This window comes from Natronoarchaeum sp. GCM10025321, from assembly GCF_042663585.1.
Taxonomy (GTDB): Archaea; Halobacteriota; Halobacteria; order Halobacteriales; family Natronoarchaeaceae; genus Natranaeroarchaeum.
In genome coordinates this window covers 1,507,345-1,532,933 of sequence record NZ_JBHTAN010000006.1, presented here as the reverse complement: position 1 = coordinate 1,532,933, position 25,589 = coordinate 1,507,345, and the positions used below count along the sequence as shown (strand labels likewise).

Genomic DNA, 25,589 nt, shown 5'->3' with positions numbered 1-25,589 from the left:
CCTATGAAACTCGACGTAACAGCACTTGGAACGTTCTATCAGATGGCTCAGGAGGGTGCCGGACTCGCGGCGGGGCGTCTGACCCGTATGACTGACGTAGATACCCGCGTGGGAGTGACGAAACTCAACTTCATGCGAGGCTCCGATATTCGCTCGGAACTCGGCGATGGCGTCCGAAAAGTCGGCGTTCGCGTCGAACTAACGGGCGCTCTCAAAGGGCACGCCGTCATCGCCTTCGACCGCGAGAGTGCGGCACATCTCGTCCAGACGCTACAGCCCTCCGCCGGCGACGGATCGCCACCTGGGGATCCGGACGCGGAGTTCGACGAGATGAACCGAAGCGCGATTACGGAAGTCGGCCAGATCATGCACAGCGGCTTCATCGACGGCTGGGCCGACGTGCTCGGCAGCGCAATCGACGTCTCGACGCCGGAGTACGTGGACGGCAATTCGGCCGAACCGTTTCTCGACGGCGTCGACACGGCGCCGGGGACGGACGATCTGGCACTGCTCTTTCAGAGCCAGATCGAAGCGATCGATACCGAGATCGAGTTCAGGTACTACCTGTTCCCCGGTCACGACTCGATGGAAGACGTTCTCGACCAGCAGGGTGTATCGAGCGACGACGGTATCGAGTACGACAAACTGGCCGGCTTCGACCGACTCGCACAGCGCGGCGCGGACGAGGTCGCCTCGAACGTCTCGACGATGACCGGGATCGATACCGACGTCGAGATCCGACGGCTCAACTTCGTCCCGCTGGAGGTACTGCCCGAGGAGATCGACGACGAGATGCTGGTCGGCGTCGCCTTCGAGTTCGATGGCGTGCCGAGCGGCTATCTCCTGTTCCTGTTCGACGAGGCGTCGGCCCGCGAGGTAGTTACTGCGATGCTACCGACGGCTCCGGACGACGAGTTCGACGCCATGGGCCAGAGCGCCATCAAGGAACTTGGCAACATCATGGCCAGTGGCTTCCTCGACGGCTGGGCGAACGTCCTCGACACGACGATAGATCACTCGCCGCCGGAGTACAACCACGATATGGGTGCGGCCGTCATCGATCCCGTCGTAATCCAACTGGGCGAGGAACAGGAGTACGCGTTCGTCTTCGACACCTCGGTCCAGGCTGCCGACCGAGAGTTCGACTGTAACATCTATGCGATCCCGAACGAATCCGACCTCGAACGGGCGATCAACGACCTGCCGATGGATCGGATCGAGGAAGTGCCGACGAAAGCAGAGATCGAAGAGGTAGAGACGGACTCATGAAGACGTATGGAAGCGAACCTGGTGCGCCCGAACCGGATCCCGTCCGGGTCGGCATCTCCGAGTTCGAGATCAGCGACAGCGGCCAGCGGCTCAAGTCCTACGGCCTGGGCTCGTGTGTTGCGGTCGCGCTGTACGACGACCAGTCCGCAGTCGGCGGGCTTGCCCACGTCATGTTGCCGGACGGCGACGAGAACGACGACATGAGCGAGCGAAAGCCCGGCAAGTTCGCCGATACGGCGATCCGGGCGATGCTCCGACAGATGGTCGAGACCGGCGCGAGCTACACCGACGTCGAGGCGAAACTCGCGGGCGGCGGCGACATGTTCGAGTTCGAGAGCTTCGGCGACGGCGTCGGGCAGCGAAACGTCGTCGCGGCACAGGAAGAACTCGACAAACTCGGGGTCCCAGTCGTCGCCGAAGAGGTCGGTGGACAGGAGGGGAGGACTGTCGAGTTCGATACCGGAACGGGCGTGCTCTCGATCCGGACGGCGGACGGCGAAGGAACGATCGAGGAACTGTGAGTCGTGACGAAACGACCGGTTTCGAGGCGCTAACGACGTTCGTCGAGGCGCATCTCGACTTTGCGACGAGCCACTACAACGATAGCTACCTCGACCGGCGCTTTTCTTCTCGGCTTCGACGTACCCGTTCGGACGACTACGAGGAGTATCTGGACCTGGTCCGCGAGGACTCGGACGAGCAGGAGGCGTTACTCGACGCCCTATCGATCAACGTCACCGGCTTCTTCCGCAACCCGGACGTCTGGGAGGGGATCCGATCGGTGCTGCGGACACTCAGCGACGAACAGGAACGGATCCATGTCTGGAGCGCGGCCTGTGCCGACGGCCGAGAGCCGTACTCGCTGGCGATGCTCGCGCTCGACGACCCGCGGACGGCCGGTGACAAACTCTCGGTTCTCGCGACCGACATCAGCGATCCGGCGCTCGAAACGGCCCGCGAAGGCCTCTACGAGAGCACCCGAACGATCGATATCGGCGACCAACTCACGTTCCTCTCGAACTACCACCGCTACATCGACCAGTCTGGCGACCAGTTCACGGTACGTGATCCAGTCAGAGAGATGGTCTCCTTCGAGAATCACGACCTTATCAACGATGGCGCGAAATCCGGGTTCGATCTGGTTGTCTGCCGGAACCTCTTCATCTACATCGACAACGGCTACAAGGAAGAAATGCTGGAGACGATTTCCGAGTCGCTCCGGCCGGGCGGCTACCTGGTCATCGGCAAAGCGGAAACGATCCCACCGAACCTGAAGTCCGATTTCACGATTCTCGATGGGCGGATGCGGATCTACCAACGAGAATAGCGAGACGCCACGCGTCTCGAATATGTGAGCGGCGAATGCCGCGAGAAGCGAGACGTTATACGACTCGAAACGACGTGCCCCCTCAGAAGGCGTCTCGAACTGCTTTTTCGTCGTCGAACGCCGATAGCGCGAGACCGAGTTTGATCCGGGCTTTCCAGGGTGGGAGATCGCCCGCCGGAATCGCGCCGTGTTCGTGAAGCGTGTAACTGCCCCCGCGGTCGCCATACTTCGCCGCAACCTCGCCCCGGTAGCACCGCGTTGCGAGAACGATGGGTAGTCCCCGATTGATCGCTTCGCCAACGGTATCGCCGAGACGTCGTGACGTATTCCCGATTCCGCTTCCCGCAAGGACGACGCCGCCGACGCCGTCGACGATTGCGTGCCGGAGCAGTGTGTCCTCAACGTCCAGTCCACTGTGAAGCGTCTTGACCGTCTTCGTGAGTTCCGTGGTCGGCAACGTCACCGACTCGCTTCGTGGGGGGCGGCGGAGCGAGATGCCATCGGCGGTCAGTTCCGCGACCGATCCGGCCGCGGGCGAGGAGTAGGCGTCAGGCGCACTGGCGTGGGATTTGGTCACCCATCGGGCGGCGTGGACGGTGTCGTTAAAGGCGACATAGACCCCCGTCTCGAAGCGTTCGTCGGCCACCGTCCTGATCGCGGCCAGCAGGTTGGCAGGGCCGTCCGGGCTCACCGCGTCGGCCGGCCGCTGTGCGCCGGTGAACACGACCGGGATGTCGGTGTCGAGAACGAGGTCCAGATAGTACGCCGATTCCTCCATCGTGTCCGTGCCGTGGGTGACGACGACGCCGTCGATACCCTCGTCCTCAGCGCGTTCGACTGCCCGCGCGAGGTCGGCGACCTGATCGAAGCCCAGATGAAAGCTCAGTTCGTCACAGACACGCTCGACATCGACGTCTGCGTACGACTCGATCTCGCCGACGGCATCGACAAGGTCCTCGCCGGTCAGGGTTGGAGTGGCACCGGCCTCTCCCGCTGTTGCCGCGATCGTGCCACCGGTCGCGAGCACGCGAATCTGTGGGTTCATAGCTACAGATGATCGTTGACGGCGTTAGGATGTGTCGATCAGCGGTTAGCCGCCGTCGGGCTTGTCGACCGTCTGATCGAATCGGAACGCCTCTTCGGCAGCCGACTCGTCGGGATCGTCATCCGGATCGCTAGCGCCAGCATCCGGTTCGTCGGAACCAGTTGGTGGTATCTGAGTCGGATCCTCCTCCACGTCCGTCGGCGAGGGGATATGAGCCCCGTCAGCAGCGTCTGTATCGAAGCGGTCGAGCGCTTCGGATAGCTGTGCGGCCTGGCTCGCCAGCTCCGAGGCAGATCCTGAAACCTCCGTGAGTGCGGTGGTCTGCTGTTCGGCGGCGGCGGCGACGTTCTCGGATTCGGCGGTCGTTTCCTCGGAAATCGTCGCTGCTTCGTCGACCATCGCGACGACCTGCTGGGTCGAGGCGGCCTGCTGTTCGGTCGCCGCAGAGATCTCTTGGACGCCCGTGTTCGTCTCCTGGGCGTACTCGGCGATCTCGTCGAGCGCGGCCGCCGCCCGTCGAACCGCCTCGGTGTGGTCAGTGATCTCCGCGCTCGTCGTGCGAACCTCCTCGGCGGTGTCATCGGTCTGGGCCTTGATCCGTTCGAGGCGATCCTCGATGTCTTCGGCGGCCTCTTTGGTTTCTGCGGATAGCTCCTTGACCTCCTCGGCGACGACGGCGAAGCCGTCCTCGGAGTCGCCAGAGCGGGAGGCCTCGATGTTGGCGTTCAGCGCGAGCATGTTCGTCTGTTCTGCGATCTCGGCGATGAAGTCCAGTAGCTCGTCGATCTGGGCGACCTCCTGTTGGAGTGCCTCGATCTCGTCGACTGCTTCCTTGCTTCCGGCTTCGATCCGGTTCATCCCCTCGATCGCCTGCTGGGCGGCTTTGCGACCCTCGCGGCCGGTTTCGGCGGTCCGTTCGGCGATGTCGGCGACCTCGTTCGACGAGGAGGCGATCTCCTCGGTCGTCGTCGAGAGGCCGCTCATCTCCTGGCTCACCGACTGCAGGGAGTCGTTCTGGCGCTCCGCGCCGTCGGAAATCTCCTGGATTGATTCGGTGACCTGTTCGCTCGCTCCGCGGACCTCCTCGCTGGAGGCGGTCACTTCCTCGCTGGCGGTCGCGACCTCGCTTGCGAACCGTTTGAGCTGTTGGACGGTTGCCTCGATCTCGTCGAGCATCGCGTTGAAGTCCTCGCCGATGCCACGCATCTGCTCGTTATCGGCGTCGACCGTGGCTCTGACCGAGAGGTCCCCGTCCGCGGCTTGGCCCATCACGGCACAGTACTCCTCGGCGGACGCTTCGAGATCCTGATTGATCCGCTGGACGCGTTCCCGCTCGGATTCGGCCTCCTCGCGGGCCTGCTGGGCGTCGCGTATCTGCTCTCTGAGCGCGTCGCGCATGTTAGCAAACCCGTCGTAGAGTCGACCGATGTTGTCGATCCGCGTCGTCTCGAAGTCGACGTCGAGGTCGCCGGCCTCCATCGCCTCCGTCTTGGCAGTCAGCCGATCGATCGATCGAGCCGTGTTGCGCCCGAGCACCGCGCCGATCAGGCCGACAAGGAGCACTCCACCTGCCGTGGCGTAGGTTCCCCACGTCGAGACTGCGTCGACGAAGCCGTACGCATTACTTTCGGGCTGGTGGACGAGCACAACCCAGTCGGTATTCTCGACCTGCTGGTAGCCGACGACGTAGCCCTCTTCGGGGAAGCCGTATGCCTCGCCGGCGAGCACGCCGGTCGGTGATTCGTTGATATGATCGACAGACGGGTTTCCGGGGCCGGCCTCACGCGCCGCCGATCCCAGATCACCGTGGCCGTCGTACGCCGTCAGGAACGCCGACCCGTCCTCCCCGAAGCCGGCGTCATCGAGCATGACGTCGTCGCCGCCGTCGAGGACGAGCGTCGTCCTGTCGTCGTCGGCGCTCTGGAAGTTCGGCGAGTACTCTGCCAGGTTTATCGTCACGACTATCGCGTGGTTCGGATCGTCGACGACCTGACGCATGTACGTCATCGCCGCCATACCGTCGTCAGTTCGATACGGATCGGTCCGATAGGCCTGTTCGCGCGGAACGTCCGGCAGTTGTGCGCGGTCATCTTCGGGTACTTCCAGCGCATCTACGGGCTGACCGGCCAGTCCCGTCGAACTTGCGACTACCTGGCCCTCCTGGACGTCCACGTAGTGGATGCCAGCGACGTAGTCCTCCTCGTTGCGGCCATTGAACGCGACGTTCCAGCGTTCCACGTACGGTTGTATCCGTTCGACATTGCCCGACCGGATGATTGCCGACTCGGTCAGCATCCCCGTGACCAGCCGTTGTTTATCATCCCAGGATTCGAGGGCCGCCGCTTCCTGTTCGGCCATGTTGGCGTACTCCTCCTCGACGTTATCCTCGACGCCTGCCTCGATTTCTGCGGTTGCGACGAACCCGATCGAGGCCACCGACAGGCCAAGGATGAGCAGTGCAATACCGAACTTTACTGTGTACCGCCGCCGGATGAAGTCCGGAACGACGTATCGTAATCCCCCTAACATATTTTCTCTGTTAATACAAACCCATTTATGATTTTCGCCCGTTATCAGGATGGATAACTCGTTTGAAACCCTTCGCTGAAACGAGGAGCAGCACCCACGAGAGAGGAGTCGGAGAGGGCTCAAGCGGTAGTAATGAGGAAACCACGAGGTAGTTCGTATACGTTTCCTGGACCGGGAGTTGCCTGCTACTCCTCGAATCAGCCAGTTGGTAACGTTTAACCTCCGGCGAGCAGAATCGACGAGCAAGATGACACCACCGCTTTCGACGCCCGGCCCGACCGTAGGGGTCGTGGGAGGGGGACAACTCGGTAGAATGCTCGGCGAGGCGGCCGGACCGCTCGGTATCGAGGTAGTCGTCCTCGATCCGACGCCGGACTGCCCAGCGTCACCCGTCGTGAAAGATCAAATCGTCGGGGGCTTCGACGACGAGGAGACAGTCCGAGAACTGGCCGAACGCGCTGACTTCCTCACCTTCGAGATCGAACTGGCCGACCCCGACCTGCTCGAACGCGTCAAGTCGGACTTCGACGTGCCGGTCCATCCCTCCCCGGAGACGCTCCGGATGATCCAGGACAAGCTTGGGCAGAAAGACGCGCTGGCCGACGCAGGCATCCCAGTCCCCGAGTATCGCGCGGTCGACGATGCCGCGGAGCTACGGAACGCACTCGACGAGTTCGGCACGCCAGCGATGGTCAAGGCTCGCGAGGGGGGCTACGATGGCCGTGGCAACGCACCGATCGAATCACCGGACGAGGCAGAAGCAGTCCTCGATTCCGTGGGCGGGTCGGCAATGGTCGAGGAGTTTGTCGAGTTCGAGCGCGAACTCTCCGTGATCGGCGTCAAAGGTGAGGACGGTATCTCGACGTTCACGACCGGTGAGAACATCCACCGCGAAGAGATCCTTCGCGAGACGGTCGTCCCCGCCCGCGCGTCCGAGGACGTCCTGGAGCAGGCACGGTCAGTCGCCCGTGACGTTCTCGACCTGATGGATGGCCGGGGGGTCTACGGCATCGAACTGTTCGAGACGAGCGAGCAGGATGCCGGTTCGGAAGCGTCGAGCGGTGATAGCGCGCGAGACGGCGATATTCTCGTCAACGAAATCGCGCCACGACCGCACAACTCGGGGCACTGGACCATCGAGGGCGCGGTCGCCTCGCAGTTCGAACAGCACGTCCGGGCGGTCACCGGGCGACCGCTCGGATCGACCGAACAGCGCGATCCCACGGTGATGACGAACATCCTCGGCGATGTCGAGAAAACACAGCCAGCCGAGTTACGGGAGCTCGACGAAGTGTTATCGACGCCGCGGGCGGCGCTGCACTGGTACGGCAAGCGGGACGTTCGGCCGCTCCGGAAGATGGGCCACATTACGCTGACCGGTCCGGACGACGACCTCGACACGCTACTGGTTCGCGCGCGAGAACTCCGAGATGCGGTGACGTTCACCGACGACTGACGGCAGTTCCTCCCGGTATCCCTACGGACCGTTCCAAAACACACATTGGACCCTCCTGCGTCGATATACCTAATGGTAGACCAAGTCGAGAAGCTAATCGAGCAGTTAGAGGCACAGGCGACACAGGACCGCGACCCGGAGACAACGCCGGATATCGGGATTGTCATGGGAAGCGATTCCGACCTCGACGTGATGGCCGGCAGCGAGGAGGGGCGAGCGGGGGCGTACGACGCCTTCGTAGAGGAACTTGGCTTCGAGGAGCAGACCGATTTCGAGAACCCGCCAGAGAGCCGCTTCACGTTCGAGACCTTCGTCGTCTCCGCCCACCGAACGCCCGAGTTGATGTACGCGTATGCCGAGACGGCCGCGGATCGCGGCATCGAGGTCATCATCGCGGGTGCGGGCGGGAAATCCGCTGACCTGCCGAACATGACGGCGTCGATCGCCTACCCGCTTCCTGTCATCGGCGTCCCAGTCCAGGAGAAGTCGGTCGACTCGGTGATCGGGATGCCCACCGGCGCGCCGCTGGTAGCTGTCGACGCGGGGAAGTCGTTCAACGCCGCGCTGTCGGCAACGCAGATCCTCGCCCGCGAGCACGAGGAACTGCGCGAGCGCCTGATAGAGTATCACGAGGAGCTACAGGCAGCAGTCGGCGACGTCTCCACTGACCTCCACGAACTCGGCACACCCGGATTTCGTAACCGCGAGGAATAGGCCCCCGAGACGGCCGTCATGACGGTAGAATCGCAAGAATCAACCCTTATATGGGTGGGTTCCCAACTCTCGCACGTTACGGAGAATACGGTATGTCATGGATCGCAGTTGGCGCGTTGGCGTTGGTTGCAATCGTGATCCCGCTAGCGATGATGGCGGCGTCGTGGTTGCTCCGACCCAGCGTGCCAGAAGACAGTAAGCGCGCCACCTACGAGAGCGGTGAGGTGCCGACCGGCGGGACGCGCATCCGGTTCAACATCCAGTACTACATGGTCGCACTCCTGTTTGTCGTCTTCGACGTCGAGACCGTGCTCATCTTCCCCTGGGCTGTTGTGTACACGGATGCGATCGGACTGGTCGGGCTAGGGGCAGCCCTGGCTCCGATGCTCGTGTTCGTCGGCATCCTCGTCGTCGGACTCGCGTGGGCGTGGCGCAGTGGCGTAGTTGAGTGGGCACGCAGTTCCCGCGTACAAGAACGGACCAAACGGATAGAACAATGAGTAGTGACAATCCACGGGATGCGATTACGGAAAGCACAGCCCCGATAACAGACACGCGCGAGTCAAGATCCGGTCCCGGTGCCGACGACCGGTTCAACTCGAAGCTCCGAGAGGCGTTCGGTGCGTCACCGTTCATCCTTACGAAGTTCGATAGTTTCATGAACTGGGTCCGCGGCTCCTCTATGTTCATGCTGCAGTTCGGGATCGCGTGTTGTAGCATCGAGATGATGCACACCTACGCGGTCAAACACGACCTGGACCGCTTTGGCTCGGGCGTACCCCGGGCGTCGCCGCGCCAGGCCGACGTGATCATCGTTCCCGGGACGATCGTCTCCAAGTTCGCCCCGCGGATGAAGCGCGTCTACGACCAGATGCCGGAGCCGAAGTTCGTCGTCGGGATGGGTTCGTGTACGATCTCCGGCGGTCCGTTCCAGGAAGGCTACAACGTCGTCAAGGGAGCCGAGGAGGTCATCCCGGTAGACATCCATATCCCCGGCTGTCCTCCCCGTCCAGAAGCGCTCGTCTACGGCGTTGTCAAACTCCAGGAGCGCGTCGCCAACGGGGAGACCGCACCGGTGACGGTCAAACCGTACGAACTCCAGCAGTTCAACGACCTCGAACAAGACGAGGTCGTCGACAAACTGGCAGACCAGATCGACGAGGAAGATCTCGTCATGCGGTACAACTGGGCTGATTCGCCATGAGCAAACAGGAAAAACCCGTACCGGCCGACATCGGCGTCGACGAGTCCGGCGAGGTCGACTACGACGAAATCGAGGCGCTACTCGGCGACCTCGTCCTCGACCGCGAGGAACATATCAACGCCGAGGGCTTCGTCATCCGCCCCGACGAGGTGCAGGAAGCGCTCTTCCGACTCCGCGACGAAGCGGAGTTCGATCATCTCTCGTGTGTCACCTCACAGCAGTACGAGGACCGTTTCGAGTCGATCTACCACCTCAAAAAGTACGAGGACCCCACGCAGGAGGTCAGCGTCGTCGTCCCGACCACTACTGACAACCCGGTGAGCCAGAGCGCGGAACCAGTTTACCGGACCGCGGAGTGGCACGAGCGCGAAGCCTACGACCTCATGGGAATCGAGTACGAGGGGCACCCGGATCTCCGACGTATTCTCCTTCCCGAAACCTGGCAGGGGCATCCCCTCCGCAACGAGTATGATCAGGACCGACCACAGATCGTCTCGCTGACCGAACACGCCAACCCGCTACAGGACGACCACCGCGGTAACGAGGAGCAGTCGGACACGATGTTTCTCAACATCGGTCCGCACCACCCAGCGACCCACGGTGTGTTGCACCTGAAGACGGTCCTCGACGGCGAACAGGTCGCCGACGTCGAACCCGACATTGGCTATCTCCATCGCTGCGAGGAGCAGATGTGCGAGCAGGGAACCTATCGCCACCAGATCATGCCGTATCCCGACCGCTGGGACTACATCTCGGCCGGTCTGCTCAACGAGTGGGCGTATGCCCGCGCGGCAGAGGATCTGGCTGATCTCGACGTCCCGGAGTATGCACAGATCATCCGCACGATGGGTGCGGAGATGTGCCGGATCGCCTCACATATGCTCGCGCTGGCGACGTTCGCTCTGGACATCAACGGCGACTTCACGGCGACGTTCATGTACGCGATCCAGGACCGCGAGCGAGTGCAGAACCTGCTCGAGGACCTGACCGGCCAGCGACTGATGTTCAACTACTTCCGGCTGGGTGGGGTCGCATGGGATCTGCCCGAACCCCGCGAGGAGTTCTTCGAGAAGACGCGGGACTTCCTCGACGACCTGCCCGAATCCGTCGCGGAGTATCACAACCTGCTGACCAATAACGAGGTCCTACAGGCTCGAACGATCGATACTGGCGTCCTTAACCACGACGTCGCAAAGCAGTACGGGGCAACTGGCCCCGTCGCTCGTGGCTCCGGCGTCGACTACGACATCCGTCGTGACGACCCCTACGGATACTACGACGAACTCGACTGGGACGTCGTTACCGAAGACGGCTGTGACAACTTCTCGCGCCTGCTCGTCCGGATGCAGGAAGTCGAGGAGTCCGCAAAGATCATCGACCAGTGTGTCGACCTGCTCGAGGACTGGCCCGAGGAGGACCGCACGATCCAGAGCAACGTCCCGCGCACCCTCAAGCCGGACGCTGATACCGAAATCTACCGGTCCGTCGAAGGTGCGAAGGGCGAACTCGGCATCTACATCCGTGCGGACGGCACAGACAAGCCGGGACGGTTCAAGATCCGTAGCCCGTGTTTCTCCAACCTGCAGCCGCTACCGGAGATGTCCGAAGGGGGCTACATTGCCGACCTCGTCGCCACGCTCGGTAGCCTCGACATCGTGCTCGGCGAGGTGGACCGATGATATCGGGACCACTGCAGACTGAAGTCTCGTTGATGCCCGACCAGCTCGCGGACCTGCTGGGTCTCGACGCGCTGGGAATCGCCGGCGACTTCGTCGGCGCGCTGATCGCCGCGGCACTGGTCGCGACGATCATGCTGACTAACGCCGCGCTCGCAGGCCCGTGGGCAAAGCGGAAGATCACCGCCGCGTTCACGGACCGGATCGCGGTCAACCGTGTGGGCCCGTTCGGGCTGTTCATTATCATCGCCGACGCAGTCCGCCTGCTATCGAAAGAGCTCATTATCCCGGAGGGCGCTGACCGGCCAGCCTACGACATCGGCCCGCTGCTGGTCGTTCTCTCCGCACTGGGTGGGTTCGCCGTGATCCCGCTCGGCTCGCTCGGCCCGCTCAACTTCCAGCTTGCAGATCCGGAGATCGGGCTGGTCTACGTGTTCGCCGTGGCGTCCATCGCCAGTCTCGGACTGGTGATGTGTGGCTACGCGTCGGACAACAAATACTCGATGCTGGGCGGTCTGCGCGCGGTCGCGCAGAACCTCGCCTACGAGATCCCACTGATCGTCACCGCGATGTCGGTCGTGATCTTCGCAGGCACACTCCAGCTTTCCGAAATCGTCGCCGCACAACAGGAGACGCTCGTGACGGTCGCCGGCGTGGCGATCCCGACGTGGTTCGCATTCGTGAACCCCTTTGCGTTCGTCCTGTTCCTCACGGCGAACCTCGCCGAAGTCGGCCGGAACCCGTTCGATACGCCCGAAGCCCCGACCGAGATCGTCGCGGGATACCAGACTGAGTACTCTTCGGTCTACTTCGTATTGATCTATCTCGGTGAGTTCCTGCACATCTTCCTCGGCGGTGCGATCATCGCCGTAGTCTTCCTTGGTGGGGCATCCGGTCCGGTACTACCGGGGCTCCTCTGGATGATCATCAAGATGTGGGCGGTGTTCCTGTTCACGCAGTGGGCCCGCTCGGCGATCCCGCGAGTGCGGATCGACCAACTTATCGAAATCGGCTGGAAGGGACTACTGGTCCTTTCCTTCGCGAACCTGATCCTCACGGCAGTGATCGTGGGGGTGCTAACAGTATGATCGGAATCATGAAATCGATGGCGACGACGATGAAACACGCTCTCGACGGCAACACGTTCACCGTCGAGTATCCCGACGAAGCGCCGGAAGTGAGTCCGCGATTCCGCGGCGTTCACAAGTTCAGTCAGGAGCGGTGCATCTGGTGTCGGCAGTGCGAGAACGTCTGCCCGAACGACACGATCCAGATCGTCACCGACGACAAGCGCAACGGCGAGCAGTACAACCTCCACATCGGTCAGTGTATCTACTGCCGACTCTGCGAGGAGGTCTGCCCCGTCGACGCCATCCTGCTGACCCAGAACTTCGAGTTCACCGGCGACACGAAAGACGACCTCGTCTACAACAAGGAGCAGTTGAAGTCCGTCCCGTGGTACAAGGACATCGATCCGCTCAACTCGCGCGAACCCGACCGTGATGCGTGGATCGGCGAGGGCGAAGGCGAAGCGGACTACCAGTAACTCGTTGTACCGGCCGCGAACGACGTGAGCGGGCGGCCTTTTGGCCCAGATTTTTCGGTGAGTGGTGGCTGAGCACAGCGAAGCCATCCCGAAGAGAAAAAGGTGGCGGCCCGAGGGCGAAGGCGAAGCGGACTACCAGTAACTCGTTGTACCGGCCGCGAACGACGTGAGCGGGCGGCCTTTTTGGCCCAGATTTTTCGGTGAGTGGTGGCTGAGCACAGCGAAGCCATCCCGAAGAGAAAAAGGTGGCGGCCCGAGGGCGAAGGCGAAGCGGACTACCAGTAACTCGTTGTACCGGCCGCGAACGACGTGAGCGGGCGGCCTTTTTGGCCCAGATTTTTCGGTGAGTGGTGGCTGAGCACAGCGAAGCCATCCCGAAGAGAAAAAGGTGGCGGCCCGAGGGCGAAGGCGAAGCGGACTACCAGTAAATCGTTGTACCGACCGCGAACGGAGTGAGCGGGCGGCCTTTTTGGCCCAGATTTTTCGGTGAGTGGTGGCTGAGCACAGCGAAGCCATCCCGAAGCGAAAAAGGTGGCGGCCCGAGGGTGAAGGCGAAGCGGACTACCAGTAACTCGTTGTACCGGCCGCGAACGACGTGAGCGGGCGGCCTTTTTGGCCCAGATTTTTCGAGGAGCGGTTCGCGAGCGATTTCGTGACGGACCGAACCGCGCCATTATATCCAATTTCTGGGACGAATTGTTCTGCACGGGGTATTTTGTGATAGCATGCGGCTATCTACGGGTGTGTGGATCTAGGAACGCGGTCAAATCCGCCGTTTTGACGGAACAGTCTCGAAATCTTCAAAGGGTATCCACAACGAGGAGATACTAATGGCACTTGAACACATCGCGTTTGCGCTGTTTGCATTCGTTACGCTTGCGAGCAGCGCCGGGGCCGTGCTGGTGCGGGATGTCTGGCACGCCGCACTACTGCTCGGCGTCGCGCTGACCAGCGTCGCGGCGCACTACGTGATGCTGCAAGCGGAGTTCCTTGCAGTGATCCAGATTCTCGTCTACATTGGCGGGGTTCTGGTCCTCATCACGTTCGGCGTGATGCTGACACGTGGCGGCGAAACACCCGAGGAGGTGGTTCAGTATGGTAGCTGAATCACGTCGCTTCTTCATGGGGGGTACCGATGAGTAGACCGCGGCTTCGCCTGGGCAGACATCTACTGCCGGGTGTGATCGCCATCGCGCTCTTCGGTGTGATGGCGTCGGTGTTTCTCACGGCGTCGATCGGCGACCCGGCCGGGTTCGGCGACGCATCAGTGATGGAGAGTCTGGGTTTCGCGCTACTCGACATTGCGAACGTTGAGGGAACGATCCCGACCGAGGGCTTCCTCGCCGCGTTCATCATCATCGCACTCGCGCTCGACGCGGCACTTGACGGATCGATCATGCTCGCGCGGCGCGAGGAGGGCGACGAAACTGGCGTGCGGGCTGACGGTGGCGACATGCAGGGGGGTGACGACGAATGACCGTTGGGACAGAGCTCTATCTGCTCCTCTCGGCAGGAATGTTCTGTATTGGCCTGTTCGGCGTTCTGACGCGCCGGAACGCCATCATGTTCCTCGTCTCCGTCGAACTAATGTTGAACGCCGCGAACATCAATCTGGTCGCGTTCTCGTTCTTTTACGGTAACGTCACCGGACAGGTGTTCGCCCTGTTCACCATCGGTCTGGCGGCCGCAGAGGTGGCGATCGGTATCGGTATCATTCTGGTACTGGTGCGGAACTACGGCGACGTGGACGTCGAGAACGCAACGACAATGAGGTGGTAACAGATGGCGATATTCGAAATCTCACCGGCGATTGCGCTGCTGCCGTTCGTATCGTTCCTGCTCGCGCTCGTCGCGGGCAAGTATATGCCGAAGAAGGGGGCGATCGGCGGCATCGTCGCGACCGGTGGTTCGCTTGTCCTCTCGGTGCTGGCGGTCATCGCTGTCGCGGGCGGTAGCGAGTACCAGCACACCTACTGGATGTGGACCGACTCCGCGCCGATCGATCTGAGCTTCGGGATCCTAATCGATCCCCTGTCGTCCCTGATGCTCGTGATAGTCTCGCTGGTCGCCTTCCTCGTCCATATCTTCAGTCTCGGGTATATGAACGCCGAGGGCGAGACCGGCCTGCCGCGCTACTACGCCGAACTCGGTCTCTTTACGTTCAGTATGCTCGCGTTCGTCTACGCGGACAATCTGCTGATGGCCTTCATGTTCTTCGAACTCGTTGGCCTCTGTTCGTATCTGCTGATCGGCTTCTGGTTCCGCACCGACAGTGCAGCGAGCGCCGCAAAGAAGGCGTTCCTGGTGACGCGATTCGGTGACTACTTCTTCCTCATCGGCGTCGTCGGCATCCTCGCCACCTTCGGGACGGCGCAGTTCGCGTCCGTAGGCGGCACGGAGTCGTTCGCCGCGGTGGCCGAATCGTCTCTCTCCGATTCAAGCGCCGCCCTGTGGATCCCTGATGCTGTGAGCGCACAGCAGTGGATCACGGGCCTCGGTCTGCTCGTTCTGGGCGGCGTGATCGGCAAGTCCGCACAGTTCCCGCTACACACCTGGCTTCCCGACGCGATGGAAGGTCCGACGACGGTCTCGGCGCTCATCCACGCAGCGACGATGGTCGCGGCCGGCGTCTATCTCGTCGCGCGGATGTTCGCGTTCTACGCGCTTAGCCCGACCGCACTGGGGATCATCGCCTTTGTCGGTGGCTTTACTGCACTCTTCGCGGCGACGATGGGGAGTGTGAAAAACGACGTCAAGCAGGTACTGGCGTACTCGACGATCAGCCAGTACGGCTACATGATGCTCGGTCTGGGCGTCGGCGGCTACGTCGCCGGCGTCTTCCACCTGATGAACCACGCGTTCTTCAAAGCGCTCCTGTTCCTGGGTGCCGGTGCGGTCATCATCCTGATGCACCACGAACAGGATATGTGGAAGATGGGCGGTCTGAAGGACAAAGCGCCTGTCGTCTACTACACGTTCCTCGCGGGCGCGCTCGCGCTTGCAGGAATCATCCCGTTCTCGGGCTTCTGGTCGAAAGACGAAATCCTCTTCGACGCGATCATTCTGGGACTCGACGATCCGGTGTTCCTCATGGCATACGCGATGGGGTTAACAGCCGTCTTCTTCACCGGCTTCTACACCTTCCGGATGGTCTTTCTCACGTTCCACGGTGAACCGCGCTCCGAAGCGGCCAGGGATCCCCACTCGGTCGGTTGGGCAGTCAAGGTCCCGCTGATCACGCTCGGCGCGCTCGCGACGGTGGCCGGCGTGGCGAACCTTGCCCCGGTCGAAAAGCTAACCGGGATCGGCAATGCGACGCTCCTGACCGACTGGCTCGACGGCGAGTACGGTGGCTACGACGCCCTGACCTACCACCAGTACACCGACACGGCGGGCCTCGGCTACGAGTACATCGCCGGGTCCGAGGGAACGACCGTGCTGATCGCCGGCGCCCTCGCGCTCGGACTTGCACTTGCTGGCGCTGGCCTCGCGTACTACCTGTACAACGTCCCGCGCCCCGAGCCACACGTCGAGAACCTCGGCTCTGTCCGCGATGTACTGTACAGCAACTACTACCTCGACGAGTTCCAGGTCGCACTCGCCGAGCGCGTCACGATGCCTATCGCTCGCGCCGCAAACACCTTCGACCAGAGCGTCGTCGACGGCGTCGTCAACGGCTCGGGCAGTGTGAGCCTCTTTAGCGGTGACCGACTCCGCCGGATCCAGACCGGCGCAGTCACCGATTATGCCGCGATGCTCGGGATCGCACTGGTCTTGCTTCTCGTTGGATTCGGCCTGTATGGAGGGTGGTTACTATGATGATCGAAGCGCTCATCGCGCTATGTCTGGTCGGTTCGCTGGTCGTACTCGCGTCCCCGAACAAGTACGCCGGCAAACTGGCCTTCGGAATCAGTCTGCTCTCGGTCGTCGGGGGCGTCTGGATGTACAGTGCGTTCGATGGTAGCGGAAACGCCCTGCTGGCCGATCCCGCGGAGATAGCGTTCTACACGCGTGAAACGTGGATCGAACTGGGCGGCCTCTACACGATCGACTGGCACGTCGGGCTAGACGGTATTAGCCTGCCGCTGGTCGCTCTGACGACGATTCTAACGACGCTGGCAATTGTCAGTGCGTGGACGCCTATCACCGAGCGCCAGTCCCAGTTCTACGGGCTCGTCCTGTTCCTGGAAGCGGCGCTGATCGGCGTCTTCTCCGCGCTCGATTTCTTCCTGTGGTTCGTCTTCTGGGAGGCCGTGCTGATCCCGATGTACTTCCTCATCGGCGTCTGGGGCGGTTCCCGCCGGAAGTACGCCGCGATCAAGATGTTCGTCTACACGAACGTCGCGTCGCTGGTGATGTTCATCGGCTTCGTTGCACTCGTGTTCGGTCTCGGACTGGACACGTTCAACCTGGCTGATACGGCACAGGCTCTGGTGTTGGAGGGCGCTGAACCCGATGCTGCGCCGTGGATCGATGCGAGCACCCTGAAGATATTCGCCTTCTTCGCCATGTTCGCTGGCTTCGCGGTGAAGGTGCCAATCGTACCGGTCCACACGTGGCTGCCGGACGCTCACGTCGAAGCGCCGACGCCGGTGTCGGTGCTGCTGGCAGGCGTCCTGCTGAAGATGGGCACCTACGCCCTGCTCCGGTTCAACTTCACGATGCTGCCCGACGTTGCAAGGGACTTTGCGGTGCTGATCGCCGTCTTCGCGGTCGTCTCAGTGATCTATGGTGCGATGCTCGCGCTCGCCCAACAGGACCTCAAACGGATCGTCGCATATTCGTCTGTCTCCTCGATGGGCTACGTGATCCTCGGTCTGATCGCGTACACCGTCTACGGGGTCGGTGGCGCGACGTTCCAGATGATCAGCCACGGCCTGATCTCCGGGCTGATGTTCATGACGGTCGGCGTGATCTACAACGCCACTCACACGCGGATGGTCACCGACATGTCCGGCATGGCAGACAAGATGCCGGTCGTCGTCGGCATCTTCATCGCCGGTGCCTTCGGCTACATGGGGCTCCCGCTGATGAGCGGCTTTGCGGGCGAGTTCTTCATCTTCCTCGGCTCCTTCGGGGCGGTCGACGCTATCGGTAGCCTCGCACCGGTGTTCACCGGGCTGGCGATGTTCGGTATCGTCATCGTCGCTGGCTACCTGCTCTACGCCATGCAGCGCACCCTGTTCGGTCCGTACCAGCTCGATACTGACTACGAGGTCGGGCGTGCGCCGCTGCACGACGTCTTGCCGTTGTTCGTCCTCCTCGGATTGATCATCCTGCTTGGCGTCTCGCCGGAACTGATCTTCGAGATGATTACCGATGCGATCAGTCCGATCCTCCCCGGAGGTGGTATCTGATGGCTGAATTCGGTGTGCTCGACATTACGACCTACCGAGCGCTCGCCCCAGTGTTGATCCTCGCCGGAACGGCGCTGCTCCTGTTCCTGGTGGATAGCATCGACACCGAAACGACGGCCCACGAACTGATCGCGGGGACGGCGGTCGGCGGGACAGTGATCTCGCTTGCCTTCTCCGTGTGGTATCTGCTCGAAGGCGTGGGCGAGACGCCGTTCCTGCTGTTCGATTCCGCACTCGTCGTCGACGAGATGGCGCTGTTCATCACGTTCGTGGTGCTCAGTGTCACCTCGCTCGTGCTGATCGCGAGCTACGATTACGTGGACGAGATGGCCCACCGCGGGGAGTACTACTCGCTGGTGTTACTGGCCGCGACCGGGATGCTCACGATGGCGTCGGCAAACAGCCTGGTGACAGTGTTCATCGCGTTCGAACTCGCCAGCCTGCCCTCGTACGCGCTCGTCGCGTATCTCAAGCACAACCGTGGAAGCGTCGAAGCCGGTCTGAAGTACTTCCTGATCGGCGCGGTCTCCTCGGCGGTGTTCCTCTACGGGATCAGTCTCGTCTACGCCGCGACCGGATCGCTGTTGATCCCCGAAATCGCGGGCTCGCTCGATACCGTCCTCGATCAGGGGATCCTCGGAATCGGGATCCTGCTGATGGTCGCTGGCGTCGCGTACAAGACTGCCTCCGTCCCGTTCCACTACTGGGCGCCGGAGGCCTACGAGGGTGCGCCCGCACCGATCAGCGCGTTCCTCTCTTCGGCCTCGAAAGCGGCCGGGTTCGTGATCGCGTTCCGGATCTTCGTCGACGCGTTCCCGGTTGCGACGATGGCCAACCTGAACGTCGAATGGATCGTCGTCTTCCAGGTGCTCGCGGTGCTGACGATGGTGCTCGGTAATCTCGCGGCCGCGGTCCAGACCAAAGTCAAGCGGATGCTGGCGTACTCGTCGGTCGGTCACGCCGGCTACGCGCTCATCGGACTGGCCGCACTATCCAGCACCGGCGGCGCGAACGAACTCGTGCTCGGCGGTGCAATGTTGCATCTGCTGGTCTACGGCTTCATGAACACGGGCGCGTTCCTGTTCCTGGCGATGACCGAACGCTGGGAGATCGGCCGCGACTTCGAGGACTTCAACGGCCTCGCGACGCAGGCACCGATCGCCTCCGTCGCGATGTCGGTGTTCCTGATCAACCTCGCCGGCCTGCCGCTCGGCGGGGGCTTCTGGAGCAAGTACGTCCTGTTCGCGGGTGCAGTGAACAACGGCTTCGTCTGGCTCGCAGCGGTCGGTGCCGGTGCCAGCGCGCTGTCGCTGTACTACTACTCGAAACTGCTGAAAGCGATGTGGATCGAGGAACCGGCTGACGACCTTGCCATCCCCGACGCCCCGATGGGGATGTACGTTGCCGTCGTCGGTGCTGCAGTCGTGACGGTGGGACTGCTTGGCGCGTTCGGCCCCGTTGCCGACATTGCGGTCAACGCGGCGGCGGCGCTGCTGGCGTAATCACCGTTCCCTTTCTTTCTATTGGATGCCAGTTGTCTGACGTTGTTTGCATGGCAAGAAGACGGTAGCTTTTACCTTACTGGATTAATAGGTGAATCTATGACCTCCCGGCTGATGCTAGGCTGTGGGGCGGTTGGCCAGACGCTGGCCAGTCGCATCGCCGGGGAACAGGGCGGCCTGACCGTCATCACAGACGATTCCGGCCGCATCGATGCACTTCGTGGGCCCAACCGGACCGTGACGGACGGCGACCCGACAGACCCGGAACTGCTGGCGGAGGCCGCCCCGTCAGCCGATATCGTGGTACTCGCCGACGACGACGCGGAGCGAAACGCGGCGATGGCCGTCACCGTCCGCGACGTGTATCCGGATGCCTTCGTCCTCGCATACCCCGGGGAGTACCCCTCCGAAAACAGTTTATCGACGCTACGTGAACGGGTCGACCAGTTGATCGAACCGAGTGCCGAAATCGCTGATCACGTCCTCGGATTCGTCACCGGGAAGGGAGCGACCCGGACCCGCCGACTCCGACAGACGCTTACCTCGGTCGACGGAACGGTCGCCGTCGTTGCCCACGACAACCCTGACCCGGACGCCATCGGGAGCGCCGTGGCACTCGCACAGCTTGCAGAGAGTCTCGGCGTCGACGCGGTTCCCTGCCACTACGGCGATATCACCCATCAGGAGAACAAGGCGATGATGAACCTGCTGGATCTCGACCTTCGCCAACTCGATCCGGAAGATCCGGACGAACTGGGCGAGTTTTCGGGCTTCGCACTCGTCGATCACAGCAGACCCGGCGTCAACGATCGGCTACCGAAAGGGCTGGCGGTCGATGTAGTCATCGATCACCATCCACCTCGAGGCCCAGTCGGCGGCCGCTTCGTCGACATCCGGAGCGAGGTCGGAGCGACATCTACGCTACTGGCCGATTACTTCTCGCGGTTCGACATCGAACTCGACGAGACCGTCGCCAGCGCCCTCCTCTATGGCATCCGGATCGATACGGACGACTTCGAGCGGGAGGCGTCGGAGTTCGACTTCGAGGCCGCGAGTGAACTGGTCGAGTACGCGGACATCTCGCTGCTCGAACGAATCGAGTCCCCCAACATCTCGGCCGAGACGCTTGAGACGGTCGCCCGAGCGATCGAGAACCGACAGCTAGACGGCTCGATACTCACGACGAGCGCTGGCGAGATCAACGAGCGGGACTCGCTCGCGCAGGCGGCCGATCAGCTACTAGCGATGGAAGACGTCTCGACCACGCTGGTGTTCGGTGTGCTCGATGACACGGTCTACGTCTCCGCGCGCTCACGGGGTGCAGGGCTCGACCTCGGAGAGACGTTACGGCTGGCATTCAACCGTATCGGGAGCGGTGGCGGCCACTCGGATATGGCGGGCGCACAGATCCCGCTTGACGTACTCGGCACGGTTGACGATACCGGAGAGACAGTGCAGTCGGCCGTCGAAGACGTCGTCAGGGATCGGTTCTTCGAGGCGTTGCGCGAACGGCCCTTCGAACTGCCGGACGAGTACGTCTCGGAAGTCACTGAGTTCGAGTTCCCGATGCTGTCCGGCGATCGGTCGACAGCGACGGACGAAGGATAGGAACGAAATAGCTTTTCCCCACAGCGACTCGAGATGTGGGTATGGATGTGAGCGGGGTCAGTGCGACGGCGCGAGTGAACGAGTACATGACCCAGGAGGTGGTGACGGTAGCCCCGGACGCTACCGTCGCCGAGGTCGCTCGCAAGATAGCCGAAACCGACGGCCACAACGGATTTCCCGTCTGTGAGCGCCGCCGAGTCGAGGGGTTCGTCACTGCACGCGACCTCCTGTTGGCCGACGAGTCGGAGCCGATTTTTAAAGTGATGACGTCGGATCTGGTGGTCGCACATCCGGAGATGAAGGTGAACGACGCGGCCCGCGTCATCCTTCGGTCCGGGATCCAGAAACTCCCCGTCGTCGACGACGCTCGTAACCTCGTCGGGATCATCAGCAATACGGACGTGATTCGCAGTCAGATAGAGCGCGCAACGCCGGAGAAGGTCGGCAAACTGCTCCGCACGCTGGAGAACATTCACGACGTGACGCTACGCCAGGAACGGCGGATCGTCCCGCTGGACCGGTTGACGCCGACACAGTCGAAAGTGTACGCCGACGAATTAGACGGCCGGCAGTACGAACTGGACCGTGGGCTGGCAGAGCCTCTCGTCGTTATCGATAACGCAGGAGAGTATCTGCTTGCAGACGGCCATCACCGCGTCCTTGCAGCGCGCCAACTCGGCGTCGAAGAGATGGAAGCGTACGTCGTCGTCGTCGATCAGGAACTGGAGTTGGGCATGCAACAGACGGCCGAGAACAACGGACTCGAGAGTCTCGAGGACATCGAAGTCGTCGATTACGCCCGCCATCCGCTCGTCGAGACGACCGAACGGCTACAGTAAGACGGGAAGAGACAGTAGCTGTCGAGAGCAGAAAAATCGCGAGTGAAGCGATCGTTTTCGATCGAACCTAGCTTCAGGGCCAGACGCCGCCTTCCTCGAAGGAGTTGGCGACGCGCTGGATGGAGACGACGTAGGCGGCGACCCGCAGGCTCGGCAGGTCGTGTTTCTCGTAGGCTTCGATGAGATTGTCGAAGGAGTTGACGATGATCTCTTCGAGCTGTTCGTTGACTCGCTCCTCGGACCAGTAGAACCGCTGGCGGTTCTGGACCCACTCGAAGTAGCTGACGGTGACGCCGCCGGCGTTCGCGAGGATGTCCGGTACGATGATGACGTCTTTTTCCTCGAGCACCTCGTCGCCTTTCGGCGTGATTGGCCCGTTGGCTGCCTCGCTGATCACGTCCGCCCGGATATTCCGGGCAAGCTCTTCGTTGATAGCGTTCTCGAGGGCGGCCGGGATCAGCAGGTCGACGTCGAGAGTGAGCAGTTCGTCGTTCGTGATCTCTTCGTCCCCATCGGCGTAGCCGACAACACTACCGGTCTCGATTTTGTGTTCTTTCGCAGCGACGGGGTCGAAGCCGTCCTCGTTGTAGATCCCGCCGGTGGAGTCGCTCGCCGCCACGACAGTCGCACCCATCTCGTCGACGAGTTTCGCGGCGATCCAGCCGGCGTTGCCGTAGCCCTGGACGGCCACGGTCGCGTTCTCGATGTCTCGGTCGAGATGGTTGAACGCCTCTCGGGCCGCGATGACGGTCGAGCGGCCGGTGGCCTCGACGCGTCCCTCGCTTCCCCCACTGGAGATGTCTTTACCCGTGATGACGCCGGGTTCGGTCGTGTTCTCCAGGGTTTCGTAGGTGTCCTTGATCCAGTTCATTTCCCGCTGTCCAGTGTTGACGTCGGGCGCGGGGATATCTCGGTCCTGGCCGATCATCGGGCGAAGTTCGCGAGCGAACGACCGCGTGATCCGTTCGAGTTCGGCCTCGGAATACTCCGAAGGGTCGATTATGATACCGCCTTTGCCGCCGCCGAGTGGAATGCCAACAGTCGCACACTTGTAGGCCATCCAGCCCGAGAGTGCTTTGACCTCATCCCGCGAAACGTTTGGGTGGTAGCGGATTCCGCCCTTGTACGGGCCACGGTCCCCGTTGAACTGCGAGCGGAAGGCGCTGAACATTTCGATGGACCCATCGTCCATCTCGACGGAGAGGTTCGTTTCGAGGACGCGCTCGGGTAGTTTGAGGCGGGCCAGTACGTCGTCTTCTACGTCGACGTACGCTCCAGCGTCGTCGATCTGTTCCTGTAGGCTCTCGAATGGATTTACGCCGTCGGACATACTCTCGTTTTTTCCGACCGGTAGTTTAAGTGTAGCGATATACCAAGGGACTGTAAGACATTATACAACTGTTAACACTGGGTGAACAGTCAGTTCTCATGTGACAACCACTCTAAATACGAGGGACGTTCGTGATAATTAGTTTCAGGGACCGTGGCTAGCCTCTCACGCTCCGCTAACCGTACGGTCCTACTCGTCCGCACGGTCCAGGAGACGATGGGCCTGTCTGATCAGTGGGCCGTCGATCATCTGACCGTCTATCGCAAAGACGCCGTCGTGTCGCTCGCTGGCGGCGACGACCCGACGGGCCCATTCGATCTCGTCTTCGTCGGGGGCGAACGCATCGTGAATCGGATCGATCTGGTCGGGGTGGATCGCCATCTTGCCGTCGTAACCGAACTCCACTGCGCGTTCGGCCTCCGTGCGAAGTCGGTCGTGGTCGCTGATATCGGGCCAGATCGTATCGATGGCGTCGATGCCGCCCGCTCGTGCGGCCAGCACGACGTGCTGTCGCGCGTAACTCACCTCGTCGCCGTCCTCCGTTCGGGTCGCGCCGATATCGGCCGCCAGGTCTTCCGCGCCGAAGACGAGCGCATCGGTAGCCTCTACGGCGGCGATCGACTCGGCATGAAGGACGCCCGCCGCCGTTTCGACGAGCGCGAACACCGGTAGCTCATGGCCCCGCTGCTCGACCACGTCGGACAACTCGCGGACGTCGTCCGCAGTGCGAACTTTCGGGAGAACCAACCCGTCAAGCGTCGCTGGGGCGGCGAGAACACTGTCGAGGTCCTCCTCGCCCATCGGCAGTTCGTTCACCCGTACGAAGACTTCAGATTCCGTGTCGAACTCCGGTTCTGAGAGGACCTCTGTAACCGTCTCCCTGGCCGCGGCTTTTGCGTCCGGGCCCACGGCGTCTTCGAGGTCGAAGACGACGATATCGGCTCCTGATCCCGCCGCTTTCCGGAGCATTTCTCCACGATTCCCCGGTGAAAAGAGTACAGTTCGCCGTGACATACTATCATTTGTTCACGGATCAACAAAAACACCCGCACCAAGTTGTGATCGGACTGAGTATAGCCGCGGTAACAAAGCATATAACTTGGTAACACATACCACAGGCGTAGAGGTGACGAACGTGTCCGACCACGCAACATCCGGCTGGCAGGATAGTACGACGGAACGAGCGGACGGTCTGGAAACGGTCGAACGGTATGAGACGGACGAGGGCGTCGTCTTCTTCGACGCCGACAACCCACTTGCGTGGGTCGAAGCGACACGGACGGTACGACTCGACAATCAGGTCTGAGCGGCCCGGTAGCACTCTCGATAGTCGCACTCTCGGACGGGGCGCTTTTTGCATTGAAACTCCAAGCCTTCATCAGTGCCTTCCGAGGACCCTCTCGACGTCGACCCCAACGGATCGGAGCCCGAGAAAGATCTGGATTTCGACGTTCTTGACGCCAATGAGGATCTGGCTCCGGATCTTCCCGATCCGGAGAACGTCTCGTCAGAGGTCAAAAACACGTTCTGGAGTGTGTTCCTGCTTGTCAAACTCGGGGTTCTCGCGACCAGCATCGGCGCGCTACTGCTGACGCTGACACCGTATATGCAGGCCGGTGCCGTGGCCCTGCTCGTCGGCCTGTTCTCGCTCGGCCACGCCTACCTGAAGTACCGGTTCTCGGAGTTCGGCTAGCCGGGAGACTGATCGCCGCGATTATGCGCTTCGGTGGCGTAGAGCCGAGCATGCGAACCGTACGCGACGAGTCCGGGAAACGCTACATCGTCGTCAAATCGTCCACGGACAGCAGCCTCGTCCGGGACCCGGAGGACGGTAGCGAACGCTACGTCGAGAACGACCGCCTCGAGACGCTCGACGGGACGCCACCCCTGGAGACGGCTGCAAGCGGCATTTCAGAGCCTGTTCGGCGGCTACTCCGGGGGGTTCACGACGACGCCGCACTCGGCCTCCTCGCGGATCTGGTCGACCGCGGACCGGTCCCCGTCCGCGACATGATGCGCGAGTACGACCAGTGCGAATCCGATCTGCACGGCCGACTGGCGGAGCTACGGGCGGCCGGACTGATCGAAGAAGCAACGATTGCCGGCGAGCGTGGCTACGACGCGACCGAGGGCACCGTCGAAGTGCTCTCCATACTTCGTGACGACGACTGAGAAGATCTGCTTGCC

The 25,589-nt window shown here is 62.0% G+C and carries 25 protein-coding genes; 21 read left to right on the top strand and 4 right to left on the bottom strand.

Features of this window, described 5'->3' with window-relative positions:
- The first annotated feature begins 3 nt into the window (after window positions 1-3).
- Genes ACFQL3_RS10575 through ACFQL3_RS10565 form a run of 3 tightly spaced genes read left to right on the top strand, consistent with a single transcriptional unit; the run spans window position 4 to window position 2,596 of the window.
- Entirely contained in the window at window positions 4-1,269 is a 1,266-nt protein-coding gene (locus ACFQL3_RS10575; RefSeq protein ID WP_377054032.1) for a chemotaxis protein CheC, read from the top strand.
- Complete coding sequence (locus ACFQL3_RS10570; protein ID WP_377054030.1) at window positions 1,266-1,790, top strand: chemotaxis protein CheD; 525 nt, start codon at window positions 1,266-1,268, stop codon at window positions 1,788-1,790. The genes ACFQL3_RS10575 and ACFQL3_RS10570 overlap by 4 nt, the downstream gene beginning before the upstream one ends.
- The gene (locus tag ACFQL3_RS10565; RefSeq protein ID WP_377054028.1) at window positions 1,787-2,596 is read left to right on the top strand and encodes a CheR family methyltransferase; all 810 of its coding nucleotides are present in this window, start codon (window positions 1,787-1,789) and stop codon (window positions 2,594-2,596) included. Before ACFQL3_RS10570 ends, ACFQL3_RS10565 begins: the two co-directional genes overlap by 4 nt.
- A gap of 82 nt (window positions 2,597-2,678) precedes the next feature.
- Here ACFQL3_RS10565 and ACFQL3_RS10560 read toward each other — a convergent pair whose 3' ends face one another.
- Window positions 2,679-3,641, bottom strand: a complete 963-nt coding sequence (locus ACFQL3_RS10560) for an asparaginase (RefSeq protein ID WP_377054026.1) — start codon at window positions 3,639-3,641, stop codon at window positions 2,679-2,681.
- Between the two features lie 45 nt (window positions 3,642-3,686).
- Entirely contained in the window at window positions 3,687-6,170 is a 2,484-nt protein-coding gene (locus ACFQL3_RS10555) for a methyl-accepting chemotaxis protein (protein ID WP_377054024.1), read from the bottom strand.
- Window positions 6,171-6,417: 247 nt separating this feature from the next.
- On the opposite strand from ACFQL3_RS10555, the gene ACFQL3_RS10550 reads away from it, so the two are divergent.
- The 15 genes from ACFQL3_RS10550 to ACFQL3_RS10480 all read left to right on the top strand — a co-directional run bounded on the left by ACFQL3_RS10550 (window position 6,418) and on the right by ACFQL3_RS10480 (window position 22,072).
- Window positions 6,418-7,626, top strand: coding sequence for a 5-(carboxyamino)imidazole ribonucleotide synthase (locus ACFQL3_RS10550; protein WP_377054022.1), 1,209 nt, complete (start codon window positions 6,418-6,420; stop codon window positions 7,624-7,626).
- Window positions 7,627-7,698: 72 nt separating this feature from the next.
- Window positions 7,699-8,340 carry an AIR carboxylase family protein gene (locus ACFQL3_RS10545; RefSeq protein ID WP_377054020.1) on the top strand — a complete coding sequence of 214 codons (642 nt, stop codon included), beginning with the start codon at window positions 7,699-7,701 and terminating at the stop codon, window positions 8,338-8,340.
- Window positions 8,341-8,432: 92 nt separating this feature from the next.
- Complete coding sequence (locus ACFQL3_RS10540) at window positions 8,433-8,840, top strand: NADH-quinone oxidoreductase subunit A (RefSeq protein ID WP_377054018.1); 408 nt, start codon at window positions 8,433-8,435, stop codon at window positions 8,838-8,840.
- The gene (locus tag ACFQL3_RS10535) at window positions 8,837-9,544 is read left to right on the top strand and encodes an NADH-quinone oxidoreductase subunit B (RefSeq protein WP_377054016.1); all 708 of its coding nucleotides are present in this window, start codon (window positions 8,837-8,839) and stop codon (window positions 9,542-9,544) included. The genes ACFQL3_RS10540 and ACFQL3_RS10535 overlap by 4 nt, the downstream gene beginning before the upstream one ends.
- Window positions 9,541-11,223: an NADH-quinone oxidoreductase subunit D gene (locus ACFQL3_RS10530; protein WP_377054014.1), complete on the top strand. Its 1,683-nt coding sequence runs from the start codon at window positions 9,541-9,543 to the stop codon at window positions 11,221-11,223. The genes ACFQL3_RS10535 and ACFQL3_RS10530 overlap by 4 nt, the downstream gene beginning before the upstream one ends.
- On the top strand, window positions 11,220-12,308 hold the full coding sequence (locus tag ACFQL3_RS10525; RefSeq protein ID WP_377054012.1) for a complex I subunit 1/NuoH family protein: 1,089 nt from the start codon (window positions 11,220-11,222) through the stop codon (window positions 12,306-12,308). The genes ACFQL3_RS10530 and ACFQL3_RS10525 overlap by 4 nt, the downstream gene beginning before the upstream one ends.
- Window positions 12,305-12,766, top strand: coding sequence for a NuoI/complex I 23 kDa subunit family protein (locus tag ACFQL3_RS10520; protein WP_377054010.1), 462 nt, complete (start codon window positions 12,305-12,307; stop codon window positions 12,764-12,766). Before ACFQL3_RS10525 ends, ACFQL3_RS10520 begins: the two co-directional genes overlap by 4 nt.
- 830 nt (window positions 12,767-13,596) lie before the next feature.
- The gene (locus tag ACFQL3_RS10515; RefSeq protein ID WP_377054008.1) at window positions 13,597-13,872 is read left to right on the top strand and encodes an NADH-quinone oxidoreductase subunit J; all 276 of its coding nucleotides are present in this window, start codon (window positions 13,597-13,599) and stop codon (window positions 13,870-13,872) included.
- Window positions 13,873-13,901: 29 nt separating this feature from the next.
- Window positions 13,902-14,243, top strand: a complete 342-nt coding sequence (locus ACFQL3_RS10510; protein WP_377054006.1) for a proton-conducting membrane transporter — start codon at window positions 13,902-13,904, stop codon at window positions 14,241-14,243.
- Complete coding sequence (nuoK, locus tag ACFQL3_RS10505; RefSeq protein WP_377054004.1) at window positions 14,240-14,545, top strand: NADH-quinone oxidoreductase subunit NuoK; 306 nt, start codon at window positions 14,240-14,242, stop codon at window positions 14,543-14,545. The genes ACFQL3_RS10510 and nuoK overlap by 4 nt, the downstream gene beginning before the upstream one ends.
- A gap of 3 nt (window positions 14,546-14,548) precedes the next feature.
- The gene (nuoL, locus tag ACFQL3_RS10500) at window positions 14,549-16,585 is read left to right on the top strand and encodes an NADH-quinone oxidoreductase subunit L (RefSeq protein WP_377054002.1); all 2,037 of its coding nucleotides are present in this window, start codon (window positions 14,549-14,551) and stop codon (window positions 16,583-16,585) included.
- A complete protein-coding gene (locus ACFQL3_RS10495) occupies window positions 16,582-18,123 on the top strand; it encodes a complex I subunit 4 family protein (protein WP_377054000.1) in 1,542 nt (513 codons plus the stop codon). The genes nuoL and ACFQL3_RS10495 overlap by 4 nt, the downstream gene beginning before the upstream one ends.
- The gene (locus ACFQL3_RS10490) at window positions 18,123-19,625 is read left to right on the top strand and encodes an NADH-quinone oxidoreductase subunit N (protein ID WP_377053998.1); all 1,503 of its coding nucleotides are present in this window, start codon (window positions 18,123-18,125) and stop codon (window positions 19,623-19,625) included. Before ACFQL3_RS10495 ends, ACFQL3_RS10490 begins: the two co-directional genes overlap by 1 nt.
- 99 nt (window positions 19,626-19,724) lie before the next feature.
- Entirely contained in the window at window positions 19,725-21,233 is a 1,509-nt protein-coding gene (locus tag ACFQL3_RS10485) for a DHHA1 domain-containing protein (protein WP_377053996.1), read from the top strand.
- Between the two features lie 41 nt (window positions 21,234-21,274).
- Entirely contained in the window at window positions 21,275-22,072 is a 798-nt protein-coding gene (locus ACFQL3_RS10480; protein WP_377053994.1) for a CBS pair associated ParBc domain-containing protein, read from the top strand.
- Window positions 22,073-22,145: 73 nt separating this feature from the next.
- On the opposite strand, the gene ACFQL3_RS10475 is transcribed toward ACFQL3_RS10480, so the two are convergent.
- Both ACFQL3_RS10475 and ACFQL3_RS10470 read right to left on the bottom strand, forming a co-directional pair.
- Window positions 22,146-23,402 carry a Glu/Leu/Phe/Val family dehydrogenase gene (locus ACFQL3_RS10475; protein WP_377053992.1) on the bottom strand — a complete coding sequence of 419 codons (1,257 nt, stop codon included), beginning with the start codon at window positions 23,400-23,402 and terminating at the stop codon, window positions 22,146-22,148.
- A gap of 189 nt (window positions 23,403-23,591) precedes the next feature.
- On the bottom strand, window positions 23,592-24,416 hold the full coding sequence (locus tag ACFQL3_RS10470) for an HpcH/HpaI aldolase/citrate lyase family protein (protein WP_377053990.1): 825 nt from the start codon (window positions 24,414-24,416) through the stop codon (window positions 23,592-23,594).
- Between the two features lie 121 nt (window positions 24,417-24,537).
- Here ACFQL3_RS10470 and ACFQL3_RS10465 point away from each other — a divergent pair, with 121 nt between their 5' ends.
- The 3 genes from ACFQL3_RS10465 to ACFQL3_RS10455 all read left to right on the top strand — a co-directional run bounded on the left by ACFQL3_RS10465 (window position 24,538) and on the right by ACFQL3_RS10455 (window position 25,574).
- On the top strand, window positions 24,538-24,708 hold the full coding sequence (locus ACFQL3_RS10465) for a DUF7331 family protein (RefSeq protein ID WP_377053988.1): 171 nt from the start codon (window positions 24,538-24,540) through the stop codon (window positions 24,706-24,708).
- 75 nt (window positions 24,709-24,783) lie between these two features.
- The gene (locus ACFQL3_RS10460; protein WP_377053986.1) at window positions 24,784-25,095 is read left to right on the top strand and encodes a DUF7322 domain-containing protein; all 312 of its coding nucleotides are present in this window, start codon (window positions 24,784-24,786) and stop codon (window positions 25,093-25,095) included.
- A gap of 50 nt (window positions 25,096-25,145) precedes the next feature.
- Window positions 25,146-25,574, top strand: coding sequence for a DUF7346 family protein (locus tag ACFQL3_RS10455; protein WP_377053984.1), 429 nt, complete (start codon window positions 25,146-25,148; stop codon window positions 25,572-25,574).
- The last annotated feature ends 15 nt before the right edge of the window (window positions 25,575-25,589 follow it).

Excerpts from the sequence above, each read along its gene's own strand:
- ACFQL3_RS10575 (WP_377054032.1), top strand. The coding sequence starts at position 4 with ATGAAACTCGACGTAACAGCACTTGGAACGTTCTATCAGATGGCTCAG.
- ACFQL3_RS10570 (WP_377054030.1), top strand. The coding sequence starts at position 1,266 with ATGAAGACGTATGGAAGCGAACCTGGTGCGCCCGAACCGGATCCCGTC.
- ACFQL3_RS10560 (WP_377054026.1), bottom strand. The coding sequence starts at position 3,641 with ATGAACCCACAGATTCGCGTGCTCGCGACCGGTGGCACGATCGCGGCA.
- ACFQL3_RS10555 (WP_377054024.1), bottom strand. The coding sequence starts at position 6,170 with ATGTTAGGGGGATTACGATACGTCGTTCCGGACTTCATCCGGCGGCGG.
- ACFQL3_RS10550 (WP_377054022.1), top strand. The coding sequence starts at position 6,418 with ATGACACCACCGCTTTCGACGCCCGGCCCGACCGTAGGGGTCGTGGGA.
- ACFQL3_RS10545 (WP_377054020.1), top strand. The coding sequence starts at position 7,699 with ATGGTAGACCAAGTCGAGAAGCTAATCGAGCAGTTAGAGGCACAGGCG.
- ACFQL3_RS10540 (WP_377054018.1), top strand. The coding sequence starts at position 8,433 with ATGTCATGGATCGCAGTTGGCGCGTTGGCGTTGGTTGCAATCGTGATC.
- ACFQL3_RS10535 (WP_377054016.1), top strand. The coding sequence starts at position 8,837 with ATGAGTAGTGACAATCCACGGGATGCGATTACGGAAAGCACAGCCCCG.
- ACFQL3_RS10530 (WP_377054014.1), top strand. The coding sequence starts at position 9,541 with ATGAGCAAACAGGAAAAACCCGTACCGGCCGACATCGGCGTCGACGAG.
- ACFQL3_RS10525 (WP_377054012.1), top strand. The coding sequence starts at position 11,220 with ATGATATCGGGACCACTGCAGACTGAAGTCTCGTTGATGCCCGACCAG.
- ACFQL3_RS10520 (WP_377054010.1), top strand. The coding sequence starts at position 12,305 with ATGATCGGAATCATGAAATCGATGGCGACGACGATGAAACACGCTCTC.
- ACFQL3_RS10515 (WP_377054008.1), top strand. The coding sequence starts at position 13,597 with ATGGCACTTGAACACATCGCGTTTGCGCTGTTTGCATTCGTTACGCTT.
- ACFQL3_RS10510 (WP_377054006.1), top strand. The coding sequence starts at position 13,902 with ATGAGTAGACCGCGGCTTCGCCTGGGCAGACATCTACTGCCGGGTGTG.
- nuoK (WP_377054004.1), top strand. The coding sequence starts at position 14,240 with ATGACCGTTGGGACAGAGCTCTATCTGCTCCTCTCGGCAGGAATGTTC.
- nuoL (WP_377054002.1), top strand. The coding sequence starts at position 14,549 with ATGGCGATATTCGAAATCTCACCGGCGATTGCGCTGCTGCCGTTCGTA.
- ACFQL3_RS10495 (WP_377054000.1), top strand. The coding sequence starts at position 16,582 with ATGATGATCGAAGCGCTCATCGCGCTATGTCTGGTCGGTTCGCTGGTC.
- ACFQL3_RS10490 (WP_377053998.1), top strand. The coding sequence starts at position 18,123 with ATGGCTGAATTCGGTGTGCTCGACATTACGACCTACCGAGCGCTCGCC.
- ACFQL3_RS10485 (WP_377053996.1), top strand. The coding sequence starts at position 19,725 with ATGACCTCCCGGCTGATGCTAGGCTGTGGGGCGGTTGGCCAGACGCTG.
- ACFQL3_RS10480 (WP_377053994.1), top strand. The coding sequence starts at position 21,275 with ATGGATGTGAGCGGGGTCAGTGCGACGGCGCGAGTGAACGAGTACATG.
- ACFQL3_RS10475 (WP_377053992.1), bottom strand. The coding sequence starts at position 23,402 with ATGTCCGACGGCGTAAATCCATTCGAGAGCCTACAGGAACAGATCGAC.
- ACFQL3_RS10470 (WP_377053990.1), bottom strand. The coding sequence starts at position 24,416 with ATGTCACGGCGAACTGTACTCTTTTCACCGGGGAATCGTGGAGAAATG.
- ACFQL3_RS10455 (WP_377053984.1), top strand. The coding sequence starts at position 25,146 with ATGCGAACCGTACGCGACGAGTCCGGGAAACGCTACATCGTCGTCAAA.